Genomic DNA, 16,092 nt, shown 5'->3' with positions numbered 1-16,092 from the left:
TAAGTTGAGTTTATTTAAGAAGATTGTTAGCAAACTTACCAACCAGCCTGAAGAAGAGGACAAACAGAGTTTGGAGAAGCTTGGGGATTCGTTGAAAAATGCGGATCTTGATTACAAGTTTGCGCAATTGTTTACGCATTCCGGAGGGTTTTTTAATTATTGTGCTGATGAGGCGGAGGCTCTCCAGACCTTAAACCAGATTATTAAAATAGAGGCCGTGGATAACTTATTCTGCTGGGACAAAGAACTTCAAAGTTTCCTGAATGTTATCAAGTCTCCTTATACTTCCGAACTGGTATCTTCCAATGATGCTGCGTTTATCTCCTGCGAATATCTGATTGCCTATGATGGAAGGGTAATGCTTTCTCACAATAATATTCTTCATTATCACTCCTCAAGATTGCCGGATAAGATCATTATAATGGCCAATGTTTCCCAGATCGTGAATAATCTGAACGATGCGATGGGAAAAATAAAAAGAAACGGAAATATTAAGAATCTTACTTCCATCAGCGGAAGCCAGTCGAAACTGGATAATTCTAATATCAATACAAAACTTTTTTTATTGCTGCTTGAGGATTAAGCACCCACTCTAAATTTTTAATTTTGGACAAAAACCTTATACAAAGAACCATTTCCGGAATTGTTTACGTTGCGATCATCATCCTTTGTACTTCTCCGCTCGGAGCCCGGCTGATCAACAGTGTTTTTCCGGATCTTATTCAGCAGCAGTATTTGTATTACGGGCTGATTACTGTATTAATGGTAGTAGGTGCTTGGGAATGCATGAAGATCATGAAGTTTGGAAAAGGGTATGAAAAATGGGTAGTGTTTCCTATGATCATGGTCATATTCTATATGTTTTCAAAAAGGTATTTTTATCATGATTTTTATTTTAATTTCAGGTTAAGCGAGATATTGGCCCTTTCCTTAATTGCCATAGCGGTCGTTACTTTGTTCAAATATTCCAGAGAGCTGTATTTTGACAGCGGAAAGCTGATCTTTACGGTTATTTATGTAGCTCTTCCGTTCAGTTTTGCATTGGGGCTTCCAAAGTATTCTACAATTCAGCAAACGTTTTCTCTGGAGGTTTTATTTCTGTTTATTTTAATCTGGAGCAGCGATACATTCGCTTACCTGGCGGGAAAGTTTTTTGGGAAGCATAAGATGGCTCCTAAGATTTCTCCCAAAAAGACCTGGGAAGGCTATGCCGGAGGTGTTATCCTGACATTGGTTATGTCCTATTTTATTGAGCAGTATCAGCCCGATCTCCGTGGAAACTGGATGGTGGTAGGATTTCTGGTAGCAAGTTTTGCTCCGTTGGGAGATCTTGTGGAAAGCCAGCTGAAAAGAAATTTCGGAGTGAAGGACAGCGGAAACATCATTCCGGGGCATGGCGGGGTTTTAGACAGGCTGGATAGTTTTTTAATCTGTGCGCCTGTCGTATATTTGTATTTTATTTTAGAAAAATTTATTTAAACTCATGAAACTGCATAGAGAATCAAAAGGAACGATTGCCGTAGCAACCATCTTATTTATCATTATCGGGTTTTTAGCGGTCTATTTTCTTAAAATATGGTCGTTATTGGTCATTATGCCTTTATTGGTTGTTTATAGTCTGATATTTTGGTTCTTTAGGGTTCCTAATCGTGAAATTCTTGACCACAAGGAAAATGTAATTGCCCCCGTTGACGGAAAGGTAGTGATGATCAAAGAAGTGGAGGAAACGGAATTCTTAAGGGAAAAGGTGATCCAGGTATCTATTTTCATGTCTCCCCTTAATGTACATATCTGTCGCTATCCGGTATCCGGAAAGGTAATTTATAAAAAATATCACCCGGGAAAATATTTAGTGGCATGGCATGAAAAATCTTCTACGGAAAATGAAAGGACTACCGTTGCCGTTGAAAGCCTGACCAACCATAAAGTGGTTTTCAGACAGATTGCAGGATATGTGGCGAGAAGGATTATGTTTTATTGCAATGAGGGGGATGAAGCAAAGGCAGGACATGAATTCGGGTTCATTAAATTTGGATCGAGAATGGATGTTTTTCTCCCATTAGATACAGAGATCATATGCAATATAGGGGATATTACGAAAGGCGGCTTAGATGTTATTGCAAGGCTCAAAGAATAAGGAATTACTTAATATAAAAGATAAAAAAGAGAAAATCATTGATTTTCTCTTTTTTCAAAATGAGGAGTGATTATCTTTTCACAAGTCCAAGGTACAATCAGCCTTTTATATTTGAATCTCATTGTTCATGCGTAGTATTGCGTAGAATTATTTCGGTAGGATGAACCTGCCATGACCTATTTTTGCAGGATGAAAATTAGGTGCTTTAACCGCAAGTTGTTTTACATGTCGTCTATTGCTTGCTGAATTTACGTAATCATACAGATAATTTATAAGAATAATCATATATTTATGTGTACCAAAACCTACTTGCTCATTTTCGGATATTCTTAACTTTTATAGAGTTTTAGAACATGATCAGTAATATATTTTCTAAAATAATTAATCATCAGATTGAAAGTGCAGATAATGATTTTGACCGTCATTATCTAAAACTTATCAACCGCTATCTTTTATTCCTGTTTTTCATATTTTTATTTTATTCGGTATTCATTATCACTTTCTTTGGCGATACTATTACATCTATATTTTTAATCGGAATCACTTTTTTATGGATACTTCTCATGTATCTCAGGGGAAAAACGATCAGATTTAAAAAACTGTTGAAGAATACCATCGTTGTTATTTTTATAATTCTTACCCTTATTGTCAGCTTCTTTTACGTATATACCTGGAAAAAGGCAGGCGTTGAATATTTTTATTTCTCCCTTTTATTTGCATTACCTTTTTATTTCAATTACAAGCAGGATTATTACTCAATATTATTTATTGTGGTAATTATTACTTTGAATTTTATAGGCTGTTTGTTGTTTGATTTGGATTTTCTGCCGAAAAGCAAGTTCATACAGCCCGGAGATTTTAAAATAATACAGCTATTAAATATACTTTTTACAATTACTACTTTTTTAATGGATATCTACTTCATCTCTCAAAAGGATAGGCTGATCCATGGTTTAATGAAGGAAACGGAAATCAAGGATTCCACAATTGAAGACCTGGTAAAAACCAATAATGAACTGATGAAACAACAGATCATTCTTAACAATTTAACAGAAGAAAATATTGCAGAAATCCTGGAAATGGCAGAAAATGATTCTCCTCTTTTTCTTGATAAATTTCAGATCTATTTTCCCGACTTTATACCGAATGTTTTAAAAATAAATTCGGGACTTATCAATTCTGAGATCCACATCTGTGCTTTAATGAAACTGAATTTTGATACTAAAAAAATTGCATTATGTACCAAAAGCAGTGTAAGGGCCATTGAAAGCAGAAAATACAGGATCCGGAAAAAGCTGGATATTGCCTCAGATATCAATATTAATAATTTCATTCTTAAAATATAAAAACTATTTCAGCCTATGAGTTTTACTACTCGTGAGTAGTATTACGTAGCTGTATTTACAGCCGGATTTCTTTAGGTAAGGTAATTTTGTGCCGATAACCAGGATTAAGTTTTTAATCTGTGGTGGAACAAAAAAACATTAAATACTTAAAGAATGATGAAGACAAAATGTACAAAAGCTAGCATCGGGCTTGTGCTTTTAGCCTTATTTTTCACTTTTGGAGGGCTTTATTCACAAAATCAAAATGGGTCGGTAGGAATTAACACAGCAAATCCTAATTCAAATTCAGTTTTAGATGTAGTATCCGGGGAAAATAATAAAGGAATTCTTATTCCGCGTCTTACGGAGGCCCAGAGAAATGCTATTATTATTAATCCTGCCAATGATGATGGCCTCACCATTTTCAATATTACCGAGGATTGTTATAATTACTGGAGTCTGGCAGACAGTGAATGGAAAAGTGTCTGCGGACAGATGGGAAAATCCGTTTTTACCATAGATTGTTCAAATACGAAAGCGATGGGAACCTATATTCAAAATAAGGAACTTACCGCATCTAACTATCTTAGCGTTACCGTAAATGTAACTAAAGTAGGAAACTATACTATTACCGGAACCACAACCAATGGTTATAATTTTTATGGAACCGGAGTATTCCTGAATACGGGAATCCAGACCCTACAAATTACAGGCCAGGGAATACCGGGTGCAGTACAGGTGGATACGGTGCAGCTTTCAGTAAATGGCACGGATGTTACGTGTACTCCTGCTGTTACCGTAAATGTACTCAGCCCTGCAGGTACCTATACCATGAGCTGCGGGAGTGCTGTTGTAAACGGTGTTTATAAAGTCGGGACACCCCTTAATGCTTCTAATACTATTACCCTGCCGGTAAATGTGAGCGCTTTGGGAAGCTATACCGTAACTACAAATACGGTAGACGGAATATCATTCAAAGCATCAGGAACCTTTACCGCCACAGGAAATCAGACGATCACACTGAACGGAACGGGAACTCCGGGTTCCACTTCTGTAAAAACCATGACCATCACGTCTGACAGCCAGGGAGGAGTTTCTACAACATGTAACGTGAATGTTATTGTTGTTATTCCGGCCAAAAGCATTGTGCACCTTGGAGGAACCGGTGATCACGGATACAGTGCGGAAGAAGATGCTTCCAGAAATCTAATGGATGCACCGGCTAATTTCGGGACCCTGGCCAACAGTGTTGTTAAATTTGAAGGGTTTACACACCTTACTCCTGCTGATGGAGCCCCGGCCATTGCAGCAATTAATGCCAAACCTGACATTGTTATCACAGGTTACCCATATACTCCTAATGCGGCAGAAGTGACTGCTCTTGTAGACTATCTGAATAAAGGAGGTGTAGTGATTGCCCAATTGGAAGGAACATCTTCTATTCAAAACCTTATGAGAAGTATATTTGCCAATCCTCAGATCAACGTTAATGGAAGAAATGGCGGTGGAGCGGTATACCCTATGATTAATATCAGTGATGAAATTCTTAACGGGCCGTTTGGTGACATCAGAGGTAAAAATTGGGGTGAAGATGCCAGTGTAACTGCCTCGGTAGAAGGTATATCGGAGGCTTTCATCACATCTTACAGCGGTTCAAGTGCCATCAACTCTACAAATGTATATGCCGGTACTACAATGTTCAGGCATAAGAATCTGAATCTGTTTTATATCGGAGACGGAGGATTCTTAAGTAATTTCAATGCTAACGGAACCATTTCGAGTAATGTTGCATATCCTTTTGCTACGAACACCAGCAATTTCCCGATAGCTAAAACAGCTTATGGGTCTGCCGGTAACGGAAATGCAGCAGGGAGTATGGCGATACAGAACTCGATCATCTATGCAAATGTATTGGCATGGGCGATAAAACAAGCTGAATTTCACGGAATAAATACCCAATAACTTAGCATAATTAAACTTTGAAACACAAACTAGTAAATAAAAAACACCGACGTTATAGAAATATAACGTCGGTGTTTTTTATTTATATGAGCACAAAGACTAAACCCTGATATGTTGCTTTACTTCTGCAATAAGGCTTAAGATAAACTGAACCGGAAGGTCTTCTTCCATATCCAGTAAAAGGATTTTGAATTTTTTTCTGCCCTCCAGGATAAGTTCGGGATAATTCAGCCGGTCGCCATGATAAAAGCTGACGTAGTGTTTTTTGTATTTTTTGCTGTAATAAAAGTAGCACAGCATTTTCTTTTTATACTTAAAGAACGGAAGCCCGAAGCTTAATGTTTCCGAGATATGTTCCGGATCAGATTCAAGGATCTTTTTCCTTAAAAATAAAAGAGTACTTCTTTCAGGCTCTTCAATTCTGTAGAAATACTCTTGTATAGGATTCATTTTTAAACGGATTTAAAAAAATTAATCGAAATTCTGCAATTCGACCAGTTTATGATACATCCCTTTCTTAGCGATAAGATCATGGTGAGTTCCCTGCTCTACGATATCTCCTTTTTCCATTACTACGATCCAGTCTGCTTTCTGTATCGTTGAAAGCCTGTGGGCAATAACCAGAGAAGTCCTGTTCTCCATCATTTTTTCCAAAGCATCCTGAACAAATCTTTCGGATTCGGTATCCAGAGCTGAGGTTGCCTCATCCAGGATCATCACCGGAGGATTTTTCAATACGGCCCTTGCAATGGAAACCCTTTGTTTCTGACCGCCCGAAAGCTTATTCCCGTCGTCCCCGATGTTGGAATCATAGCCTTCCGGAAGCTGGGTAATAAATGAGTCTGCATTGGCAATCTTAGCCGCTGCAATTACCTCTTCTCTCGTAGCCTCAGGTTTTCCCATCAAAATATTATTATAAACGGAATCGTTAAATAAAACAGATTCCTGGGTTACCATTCCAAGTAACTGTCTGTATTCTTTTAATTTCAGATGTTTGATATTAACGCCGTCTATCAGGATCTCTCCTTCCGAAACATCATAGAACCTTGCCAGAAGATTGGCAATGGTCGTTTTTCCACTGCCGCTTTGCCCTACAAGTGCTACGGTTTTCCCTTTTGGAATGGTGATCGAAAAGTTTTTAAGGATTACATTGTCTTTATCATAATAAAAACCGATATTATTGAATTCGATCTGGCTGTTGAGGGTAGAAATGGAAACCGGTTCCGCAATTTCTTCCACTTTCAGGTCATAATCAAGGACTTCTGAAACCCTGTCCAAACTCGCCATTCCTCCCTGAATGGAAGAAATAGAGTTGGATAATTTCTTGGCAGGATCCAGTATCTGGAAAAATAACCCGATGAAGGCTAAAAATGTCACGGGATCATCATTATGCCCGTTAATGATATTAAGACCAGCAAACCATGTAATTAAAAGGATGGTAATGGATCCTAAGAATTCGCTCATCGGAGAAGCCATTTCCCTTCTCCGGCTCATTCCTATGGCAAACTTCTGCCATTGATTGGTTGTACTGTTGAATCGGTTCTTTAATATTTTGTCGGCATTAAATATTTTAATCACCTTTGAGGACTTCAAGGTTTCATCTACCAGGGAAAACATATTCCCCAGTTCTTCCTGTGCAGATGATGCCTGTTTTTTCAGGCTTTTGCCCACCCAGGAGATAATACCACCCATGATAGGAAAAATGATTAGTGAAAACAGGGTTAAATTTGCATCAAGCAAGAATAAGGTGACTAAAGTACCAATGATCATAAAAGGCGCATTGATCAGGTCAACCAGAGCTCCCATAATTCCGCCTTCTACAGCCCCGATGTCATTGGATATTCTGGACATCATATCACCTTTTCTCTGTTCGGTAAAGAATGATACGGGTAATTTTAAAAATTTATCATACATGGCCGTCCTCAGATCTCTGGTGATCCCTACCCTGTAATTGACCAGTAAATAAGCTCCCAGATACCTGAAGAGGTTTCTCAGGAGAAATGCAAACGCGGTAATGATACAAAGAGTAGCCAAAACCTGAACACTGCCATGCTCATTGATGTTGATCTGAATCTTATAATAAGCAAGATCTTTTAAATAATCAAAATAATTACCTATTCCGCCTTCAAAAACAGGGGGCTTTGAGGTATCAACAGCCTTGTCCAATTTGAATAAGATCCTTAGGATGGGCAGCATGGTGATCACTGAAAATATACTCAGTAAGGAATAAAGTATATTGAACAGGATACTTCCGAAAAGATATTTTCTATGAGGTTTTGCGAAATATAGTATTCTTTGTAATGGTTTCATTCAAATGAAATTGGTCAGCAAAATTACGTAAAATTAAAAGATAAGACGTTTCTAATTGAATTTTACCTTATCATTATACTTCGGGGTAAAATTATCCGGGTTGAGTTTCTCAAGTGTTTTTCCAAAACTATTAATGATCTGCGTCAAATTATCAAAGTCCACCACATTGATGTCATCATTCTCACGATGATAGTGGTTTATTTTCGTCATATCGGCGGAAGAGAAAGAATGGGCAATGATCTTCTTTTTCACAAAACTCACATTATCCGATCTGTAGAATAAATTTTGTGAAGCATAAGGATCTGGAAATATTTTTAAATTGTTCAAAGCATACTGATTAAACAATTCATCCATATCGGAATATTCATCACCCGTCATAAACAGGGCATTCTTCCCGAACTGGGACTCCGTGGCTACCATTTCGAAATTGAAAAGAGCCGTCAGATTGTTATAAATCTTATCTAAATTTTTATCCTCTGCAATAGCTTTTGAACCTTTCATTCCTTTTTCCTCCCCGTTAAAAGCCATAAAGACCATTGAGAATTCCGGAGTAGTATCCTTGAAATAGTCGGAGATTCCTACAAGAGTGGTGATCCCGCTTGCATCATCATCCGCACCGTTATAAATATTGTCACCGCTTTTATTGCTGGTACCAATATGATCAAAATGTCCGGAGAAAGCTAAATATTTATCAGTTTTTCCTTTTTTGATACCACAAACATTGTAAGCTTTTTTCCCATTATAATCGAAAGGAACAAGAAAGGACTTTCCGGTACAATACTCCAGATTATTTTCTTTAAACAACTTTGCTATATATTGCGCCGCTTTTTCATTTTCCGGAGTTCCGATCTCACGGCCTTTCATTTCATCCGAAGCAAGAGTGGAAAGTACAGTATGAACTCTTTCCTTTGAAACTTCCTGTGCAAAAGTAAATATTGAAAACAGGGATAAAGTAAGGTATGCTAATTTTTTCATTGAGGCAAAATTTATGATATAAGTCGTACATTTTCTGAAAATGTTGCATAAAATTAGATAAATTAAAATAAATTCTTTTTTGTCACCCAGAGATTACACAGATTTTTTCCTGGCTTTAAAAAATAATTTCAATCATCCGTGCAAATCTGTATAATCTGCGGGAAAATCCAGATCAGCTACAATCAATAAAAAAACAGCTCCCAAAAAAGAAGCTGTTCTCACTCAAAAAATCGTTTCAAGGTTATCGGAGTCTGTCTACAGATTTTACGAGCCTCTCATCTCTGCGGATATACATGTTTGCAATAAACAAACAGATCATCGCGATCAATGAGAAAATTGGCTCAATACCCTTCTCAGGAAACTGAATTCCTCCGGATAAGTTGAGTAACCAGTACACCAATACACCAATCAACAAAGCGTTTATAATTGTGCTGATCGTATTCAGCAGAATTTGTCTTTTTCTGTTCTTAAAACTGAAAATACTCAGAACACCCACCAAAACAAGTGCTATAGAGGCGATATTTATAACAGGGATACTATCAAAAACAGCAACATCCTGTCCTGTAACAAAAAGAAAAACAGCAGCTAAAACTGCCAGAAAAATCCATATAGTCTGTATTCTTTGTAGCATTGAATAGTAAATTCCTTGCAAAAATAATATAAATTTTGCATAATTCAAAAATAAGTGTAGATTTGCATTATACAATGTACTTGAAAACAAAAGTCACCGGACTTACTTTTCTTACTCACAATTAATTACATTTTTTACACTTAATATGTTTAACATTGAAACGTTAAGGTCAAAATCCGTAACGGAACTGACTAAAATCTTAAAAGATTTGGGCGTTAAAGTTGCAAGAAATAGCAATGAAAATGACAAAATCTTTGCTATTCTTGACTTTCAGGCTTCCAACCCCAAAGTTACAAAAGATTACTTCAACACCACAGAAACCAGTGTAACAGCTGAAGAAAAACCAGTGGAGAAAACCACAAAACCTCCTGTTAAAAAAGCAGCCCCGAAGAGAGCTGCAAAACCAAAAATGGAAACAGGAGTTCCGGCAGAAGCAAAACCAAAAGCAGTAGAGAAGGTTGAAGAAAAAGAAACCGTTTCCGAAGAAATAAAGACGGAAGAAACAAAACCTGAAATAGCAGAAGAAACACCGGCTTCATCACAGGCTAAGAAAAAAAGAAAAAGAGTTTCCGCCAACACCGGCAATACAGAAAATCCTCAGGAAAGAACAGAAACTCCTAAAAATACAGAATCCCAGGAAGCTGCTCCGGCAGATGAAAAGCCTAATAATCCCCAGCATCAGGCTAAATCCCAGAAAGGACACCATCCCCAGCATGGGAATCCTAAAAATCAAAACCAGAACCCGAATCAAAATCAAAATCAAAACAGAAATTCTGAAAGGCAGGAAGAAACTGAACCTAAAAAAGAATTCAATTTCGATGGGCTGGTAAGTATTGAAGGGGTTTTGGAAATATTACCGGATAACTACGGATTTTTACGCTCCTCAGATTTCAGTTATATATCTTCTCCGGACGATGTATATGTGTCTACGGCACAGATCAGGAATTTTGGTTTAAAGACAGGAGATACCGTAAAAGGGATTGTAAGGCTTCCGAAAGAAGGAGAAAAATATTTTTCATTATTAAAACCGACAGAAGTTAACGGGCGTGACCTTGCATTCATCAAAGACCGTGTTGCTTTTGAATACCTGACACCGCTTTTCCCGGAAGAGAAATTTAATCTGGCAGGAAGAGGGTCTACGGTGTCTACCAGAGTGGTAGATCTTTTTGCTCCTATTGGTAAAGGCCAGAGAGCCATGATTGTGGCACAGCCGAAAACCGGTAAGACGATGCTGCTTAAAGATATCGCTAATTCCATAGCGGCCAACCATCCTGAAGTATATATGATGGTGCTTCTGATCGACGAACGTCCGGAAGAGGTTACCGATATGGAAAGAAGTGTAAATGCAGAGGTTATTGCTTCTACCTTTGATGAAGCAGCCGAAAAACACGTTAAAGTAGCCAACCTTGTTTTGGCAAAAGCTCAGAGAATGGTGGAATGCGGCCATGATGTGGTGATCCTGCTGGATTCCATTACAAGATTGGCAAGAGCTTATAATACCGTAACACCGGCTTCAGGGAAGGTGCTTTCCGGAGGGGTAGACGCTAATGCCCTTCATAAACCGAAAAGATTTTTCGGAGCTGCCAGAAAAATTGAAGGCGGCGGATCTTTGACAATCATTGCAACAGCTCTTATTGATACAGGCTCTAAAATGGATGAGGTGATCTTTGAAGAATTCAAAGGTACGGGTAACATGGAGCTTCAGTTAGACAGAAAGATTGCCAACAGAAGAATTTATCCGGCTATTGATCTGGTAGCATCAAGTACCCGAAGAGACGATCTGCTTCTTGATGAGGTTACTTCCCAGAGAATGTGGATCCTCAGAAAATACCTTTCTGAAATGAACCCGGTGGAAGCTATGGAATTTGTAGATAAGAACATCAAAGGAACACTCAATAATGAAGAATTCCTGATGTCGATGAATAAATAATAGATCAACATACTCTATCTAAAAAAGCTGCTATAATTATAGCAGCTTTTTTTGTTTTAAAGAAAAATATTGAAAAGTTATTTTTCTAACAAATAGATGATTAACTGAAAAATTATTAAATAATAAGTATATTTATTGAATAACTTTTAACTAATAATAATGGAAAACTTTAAAATTATTACTGCTGAAAACCTGGATTCACAATATGTTTCTATTGCAGATAAAATTAGTGATACAGTCATCTCTGCATCATACAGAACCCTGCTGAATTTTGAAAGTCCGGGACGATATCAGATGCCTGCAGGCGATGATTCTTTGGAGCACGATATCAAAAGCTATCTTAACACAATACCGGAGGCGGAATTACAGACAGGGATCAGAAAAATAGTTCAGCCTGGCTTTATTCCGAAAATTTCCGATGAGAGATTGTTTAGAAGCATTGATATGCAGAGCAGCTATTCTGTCATCAATCAGGTTTTTAATGACCCTGATGGGGGATTGAGGCCTCTAAGCCTGCGTGTAGATCTTGAAAATAAAGGGAATTCTAATTTGATTATGAATGTGAATCAGCTGTATTGTGCTGAAGAAACCGGGCCAACAAGTAAAGGAAGTGATCATGTATATATGCAGGCTGTGAGAATTGATGCATTTGGTAATACACGTCAATCCCCATTATTAGATCTAGAAGGAGGCTGGGATAATAAAAACCATGTCAATTGGAAAAATAGAGGAGACATCAAAAATCTCGTTAATTTTAATCTGGACTATGGAAGAGGGTGGCCAAGAAAATGCACGGTTGTCGTGGCAATGTCTGTCCGTTCATCAGAAGGTTTGATAAAATTGATAGATAAAATTGCCGAAAAAGCAAAAGAGGAAATCGTAAAATATGCAGCTGCTACAGCAGGAGCTTTAGTAGGGGCAAAAGCAGGTGCAGTTTTGGGAAGTACGTTTGGACCCATAGGCACCATTGCTGGAGCTGTGGCAGGGGCAGTTGTGGGAGCCATTGTGGCATATGTGTTTGATAAACTTTATGCATGGTTTAAAGATTTATTTTCCGGAACAAAATTATTTAAACCTGCCACATTAGAATATACCATTCCGTACAATGGCTATAAGACTAATAACGAAGGATATACTGTGACATGGACGGGACATAACGGACAATACGAGGCACAAATAGAAGCTGTGCTGGAATGGGGAAAAGGAACCGGTGTTCCTACAGCAATAAAGCATGGTAAATTTACCAATAGCACAGTATACAAAGTAAATAACGAAAATAAAATAGGATTTTACTGGAATTCCGGGAAATGGAGTAACACAGGAAAATGGGGAGATACAAAAGGCATGGCTTCCGTAGATTCTCCTATATGTACAGTAGGTAATTTTGACAAAGGTGAGCTTAATATACTGGTAATAGGATTAGACGGAAAAGTTTGGCATTCGGGAGTATCTGTAGAACTGTTAAAGAAAATTGAAGGTCATCCTTTTGGAGAATATCGTGGATGGCAGCCGGTTATTGACGGGCAATTTATTTTAGGAACTAAAGTTGCGGGAGCTTCAAGGGGCGAGAATATGATTGATATTTTTTGTGTAGGAACAGACGGACAAATCTGGACTGCTGCAAAAGGTCCTCAAACGAATAATGTGTGGGCAGGATGGTGGACAATTAACGGAATGAATGCTATACCGGGAACACCTCTTTCAGCTATTTCAAGATCAGCAGGAATATTAGATGTTTTTGTTGCAGGATTTGATGGCCGGGTTTGGACGGCCAGTTATGACCCTTCTTCATCAGGTACATGGACAGATTGGTTTTATTTCCTGGATTATGATCAGTTTATACCGGGTATTGAAATTACCGCTATTACCAGAAAAGAAAATCAGATCGATTTATTTGCAATTGATATGTACGGAAGTCCTTATACAGCAACATGGAATCCGGGTGAAGGCTGGCAGGGATGGACAAAAATTCTTTCCGGGGAATTTACACCGGGAACCACTGTTTCCGTAGCCTGCAGAACACCTGAGCACCTGGATATTTTTGCAATAGGTTTAGATGGCCGGGTTTGGACTGCCGCAAAAGGCCCGCAAACAAATAATGAATGGGCAGGATGGTGGCCGATAGGAGATCCGGTTTTTGAAGAAGGATCAGCGATTGCAGCTATCTCTACATTTCATGATATGCTGAATATTTTTGTAACCGGAAAAGACGGAAATACCTATGCAGCAACTTTTGACGGAGAAAAATGGAATTGGGATAATATTGGATAAGCCCTGTATCCGGATTCTTAAATTACTTTATCAATGTTAAAGATTTATTAAAGTAATCTGCAATTTTTGATCATAGGTCAAATATTGGCTAAATTTGAATAATAACATTAAAAATAAAAAATATGTCATTTGAACTACCGAAACTGGGATATGCTTACGATGCATTGGAGCCAACTATTGATGCAAGAACTATGGAAATTCACCATACCAAGCATCACCAGGCTTATATAGATAATCTTAACAAAGCAATTGAAGGCACAGACCTGGCTGGGAAAACCATAGAAGAAATCTGCAAAACAGGAACCGATAAGCCGGCTGTGAGAAACAACGGAGGCGGTCACTTTAATCATACTTTATTTTGGGAGATCTTAACGCCGGGAGGAAGCACAGAACCTGTAGGAAATGTAAAAGCAGCTATTGAAAACTATGGCGGCCTTGAAAAATTCAAAACAGATTTTTCTGAAGCGGCTAAAACAAGATTCGGTTCAGGATGGGCATGGCTGGTAAAAAATGAAGACGGATCCGTAAGTGTTTCTTCTACACCCAACCAGGACAATCCTTTGATGCCGGTTGCTGATGTAAAAGGAACACCGGTTTTAGGGCTGGATGTTTGGGAGCATGCTTATTATCTGAATTACCAGAACAGAAGGCCGGATTATGTGGCAGCATTTTTTGCGGTAGTAAACTGGGATAAGGTAGAGGAATTATTCAACAAATAATTGTAAACAGCATAAAAAATAAAAGGTTCAGAATTTTCTGAACCTTTTTTATTATCTCCTTATGGCATCACTGCCGGACAGTCCACTCATGCGTAGTCCGTATTTCCAGTTCACATAGGCAAAAACCTGGTATAGCTTATATTCGAATTTCAATCCGTAATTTTCTTTGGGATCATAATCAATAGAAGATTCAATAACGTTTCTATATCTTCCGGAGGCATAATAAGAATTCCATTCGTTGACAAGGATCTTATTCTTTGCTTTCAGATAGACTTCCGAGTACTGGTTCATGGGTTTGGCAATGCCATTCATAAAATAATCAAACTGAGGATCCATAACAGTGAGATCCCATTCCCCGTCTTCGTTTTTTGAAGGCGCCATTTCTGATTTGTCCTGATCCTTCTCAGGGTCCGTCTGGGCGTAACCTCCAAAAGGAATGAGCATCAGCAGGATGGTTAGGATTAAATTTTTCATGACAGAACAATTTATATTAAAAAAGCACTCCAATAAGAGTGCCTTTATTTATTTTTTCACATATTCTTTCTGAACAACAGAAACTGCAGGAAAGTGATCACTGTATCCTCCGGTAAATCTATCACCGTCCCATGAACGGAAAGGGTAACCCTTATATTGTCCTTCCTTGTTTACCAGATAAGAAGGGGCATAAATTTCCGCTTTATATACGGTATAGGTAGGCGTTATTTTTTCAGGAGAGTAAAGGTTTTTTGAAACAATGATCTGGTCAAACAGGTTGGGAGCATCTCTGTAAGCCAAAGAAGCTACTCCTGCCTTATATAATTTGTACATCAAATTATAGTACGGGTATTTGTCTGACAATTCGCTCGGATCTCCTACGGCACCCAAGTGTTTTTTCAGACTCGGACTTACGGGATCATCATTGTAATCGCCCATAGCAAAGGTCTTGATCCCCGGGTTTTCAGCGATTATCTTGTCCATTTCATTCTTTAAAACGGTAGCCGCAGCATTTCTTTTAGCCTGGGAAACAGCTTCACCTCCTCTTCTTGAAGGCCAGTGATTCATAAATAAAGCAACTTTTTCCCCATCCAGTAACCCGATAGCTATTACAATATCTCTGGTATATTCTCTTTTTCCGTCTTCATCAAAAATTTTGATTTCTTTTTTGTAAGAATTTAAAACCGAAAATCTGCTTTTCTGATAAATGATGGCCACATCAATCCCTCTTGAATCATAAGAGTTGAAATGTACAATTCCATAATTGCTTTTTGCTAAGGCCGGCTGTTTGATCAGGTCTTCAATTACCTGTCTGTTTTCCACCTCAATAAGGCCGCAAATGGCAGGATTGTCATTGGTGTATTGTCTTCCCAATTCTGAGATTACTTTTGCCTCATTTGCCAGTTTCTGATTATAGAATTTGGTTCCCCATCTTTTAGGGCTGTTTACCGTAAAGTCATCAGCCAGGATCTGTTTGCGGACTACTTTTTTACCAATCAAAAGTTCATCGCTCCACTCTCCCTTATAGTCTTCAGTTGTTTGAAGGTATTGTACAGAGTCAAGAGGTACGCTTCTATGGAATTTAGGATTGGAAACCGGTAAAGTTCCGTCTACATAATCAGCAGAAGGAATGGTATCCCAAAGGTTCTCTACATTCAGGAAAGCCACCGCAGCTCTTCTTACCTGCTTTTGTTGTGAAAAAGCCAATCCAAAGCAAAATACTGCAGCAATGATAAAATATTTTTTCATTTCTTAGATATTCAAAAAATTGAGGGCTTAAAATTACTAATTTTATATAAGAATTCAGATTAAAATTATTTAACAGTTACTTTTTTACTATTAATGAAAAATAGGGGATA

14 protein-coding genes are annotated in these 16,092 nt (G+C 38.0%); 8 read left to right on the top strand and 6 right to left on the bottom strand.

Annotated elements, in window-relative coordinates; all coding sequences use genetic code 11:
• The first annotated feature begins 4 nt into the window (after positions 1–4).
• From HNP38_RS09705 to HNP38_RS09685, 5 genes are all read left to right on the top strand, one after another.
• Positions 5–583, top strand: coding sequence for an LUD domain-containing protein (locus HNP38_RS09705; RefSeq protein WP_184188485.1), 579 nt, complete (start codon positions 5–7; stop codon positions 581–583).
• Positions 584–606: 23 nt separating this feature from the next.
• Entirely contained in the window at positions 607–1,479 is an 873-nt protein-coding gene (locus HNP38_RS09700) for a phosphatidate cytidylyltransferase (protein ID WP_184188484.1), read from the top strand.
• A gap of 4 nt (positions 1,480–1,483) precedes the next feature.
• Complete coding sequence (locus tag HNP38_RS09695) at positions 1,484–2,137, top strand: phosphatidylserine decarboxylase family protein (RefSeq protein ID WP_184188483.1); 654 nt, start codon at positions 1,484–1,486, stop codon at positions 2,135–2,137.
• Positions 2,138–2,490: 353 nt separating this feature from the next.
• Positions 2,491–3,483, top strand: a complete 993-nt coding sequence (locus tag HNP38_RS09690) for a helix-turn-helix transcriptional regulator (RefSeq protein WP_184188482.1) — start codon at positions 2,491–2,493, stop codon at positions 3,481–3,483.
• Positions 3,484–3,636: 153 nt separating this feature from the next.
• Positions 3,637–5,424, top strand: a complete 1,788-nt coding sequence (locus HNP38_RS09685; RefSeq protein ID WP_184188481.1) for a hypothetical protein — start codon at positions 3,637–3,639, stop codon at positions 5,422–5,424.
• A 99-nt stretch (positions 5,425–5,523) separates the two neighbouring features.
• On the opposite strand, the gene HNP38_RS09680 is transcribed toward HNP38_RS09685, so the two are convergent.
• The 4 genes from HNP38_RS09680 to HNP38_RS09665 all read right to left on the bottom strand — a co-directional run bounded on the left by HNP38_RS09680 (position 5,524) and on the right by HNP38_RS09665 (position 9,340).
• Entirely contained in the window at positions 5,524–5,874 is a 351-nt protein-coding gene (locus HNP38_RS09680) for a DUF1801 domain-containing protein (RefSeq protein WP_184188480.1), read from the bottom strand.
• A gap of 21 nt (positions 5,875–5,895) precedes the next feature.
• The gene (locus tag HNP38_RS09675; protein ID WP_184188477.1) at positions 5,896–7,734 is read right to left on the bottom strand and encodes an ABC transporter ATP-binding protein; all 1,839 of its coding nucleotides are present in this window, start codon (positions 7,732–7,734) and stop codon (positions 5,896–5,898) included.
• A gap of 51 nt (positions 7,735–7,785) precedes the next feature.
• Positions 7,786–8,709: a M28 family peptidase gene (locus tag HNP38_RS09670; protein ID WP_184188474.1), complete on the bottom strand. Its 924-nt coding sequence runs from the start codon at positions 8,707–8,709 to the stop codon at positions 7,786–7,788.
• 241 nt (positions 8,710–8,950) lie between these two features.
• Positions 8,951–9,340, bottom strand: a complete 390-nt coding sequence (locus HNP38_RS09665) for a DUF4293 family protein (protein WP_184188471.1) — start codon at positions 9,338–9,340, stop codon at positions 8,951–8,953.
• 145 nt (positions 9,341–9,485) lie between these two features.
• Here HNP38_RS09665 and rho point away from each other — a divergent pair, with 145 nt between their 5' ends.
• From rho to HNP38_RS09650, 3 genes are all read left to right on the top strand, one after another.
• Positions 9,486–11,270, top strand: coding sequence for a transcription termination factor Rho (gene rho / locus HNP38_RS09660; RefSeq protein ID WP_184188468.1), 1,785 nt, complete (start codon positions 9,486–9,488; stop codon positions 11,268–11,270).
• 159 nt (positions 11,271–11,429) lie between these two features.
• Positions 11,430–13,541 carry a hypothetical protein gene (locus HNP38_RS09655; protein ID WP_184188465.1) on the top strand — a complete coding sequence of 704 codons (2,112 nt, stop codon included), beginning with the start codon at positions 11,430–11,432 and terminating at the stop codon, positions 13,539–13,541.
• A 122-nt stretch (positions 13,542–13,663) separates the two neighbouring features.
• Positions 13,664–14,260, top strand: a complete 597-nt coding sequence (locus tag HNP38_RS09650) for a superoxide dismutase (RefSeq protein ID WP_184188463.1) — start codon at positions 13,664–13,666, stop codon at positions 14,258–14,260.
• Between the two features lie 51 nt (positions 14,261–14,311).
• On the opposite strand, the gene HNP38_RS09645 is transcribed toward HNP38_RS09650, so the two are convergent.
• Both HNP38_RS09645 and HNP38_RS09640 read right to left on the bottom strand, forming a co-directional pair.
• Positions 14,312–14,734, bottom strand: coding sequence for a DUF6146 family protein (locus HNP38_RS09645; RefSeq protein ID WP_184188461.1), 423 nt, complete (start codon positions 14,732–14,734; stop codon positions 14,312–14,314).
• A 48-nt stretch (positions 14,735–14,782) separates the two neighbouring features.
• Entirely contained in the window at positions 14,783–15,982 is a 1,200-nt protein-coding gene (locus HNP38_RS09640) for an endonuclease (protein WP_184188459.1), read from the bottom strand.
• Positions 15,983–16,092 lie beyond the last annotated feature (110 nt).

The organism is Chryseobacterium defluvii, assembly GCF_014204415.1.
GTDB classification, from domain to species: Bacteria; Bacteroidota; Bacteroidia; order Flavobacteriales; family Weeksellaceae; genus Chryseobacterium; species Chryseobacterium defluvii_A.
This window is presented reverse-complemented; position numbering and strand designations above follow the sequence as displayed.

Coding starts and splice junctions, on each gene's coding strand:
- rho (WP_184188468.1), top strand. CDS start 9,486: ATGTTTAACATTGAAACGTTAAGGTCAAAATCCGTAACGGAACTGACT.
- HNP38_RS09680 (WP_184188480.1), bottom strand. CDS start 5,874: ATGAATCCTATACAAGAGTATTTCTACAGAATTGAAGAGCCTGAAAGA.
- HNP38_RS09650 (WP_184188463.1), top strand. CDS start 13,664: ATGTCATTTGAACTACCGAAACTGGGATATGCTTACGATGCATTGGAG.
- HNP38_RS09645 (WP_184188461.1), bottom strand. CDS start 14,734: ATGAAAAATTTAATCCTAACCATCCTGCTGATGCTCATTCCTTTTGGA.
- HNP38_RS09690 (WP_184188482.1), top strand. CDS start 2,491: ATGATCAGTAATATATTTTCTAAAATAATTAATCATCAGATTGAAAGT.
- HNP38_RS09640 (WP_184188459.1), bottom strand. CDS start 15,982: ATGAAAAAATATTTTATCATTGCTGCAGTATTTTGCTTTGGATTGGCT.
- HNP38_RS09695 (WP_184188483.1), top strand. CDS start 1,484: ATGAAACTGCATAGAGAATCAAAAGGAACGATTGCCGTAGCAACCATC.
- HNP38_RS09655 (WP_184188465.1), top strand. CDS start 11,430: ATGGAAAACTTTAAAATTATTACTGCTGAAAACCTGGATTCACAATAT.
- HNP38_RS09675 (WP_184188477.1), bottom strand. CDS start 7,734: ATGAAACCATTACAAAGAATACTATATTTCGCAAAACCTCATAGAAAA.
- HNP38_RS09665 (WP_184188471.1), bottom strand. CDS start 9,340: ATGCTACAAAGAATACAGACTATATGGATTTTTCTGGCAGTTTTAGCT.
- HNP38_RS09685 (WP_184188481.1), top strand. CDS start 3,637: ATGATGAAGACAAAATGTACAAAAGCTAGCATCGGGCTTGTGCTTTTA.
- HNP38_RS09670 (WP_184188474.1), bottom strand. CDS start 8,709: ATGAAAAAATTAGCATACCTTACTTTATCCCTGTTTTCAATATTTACT.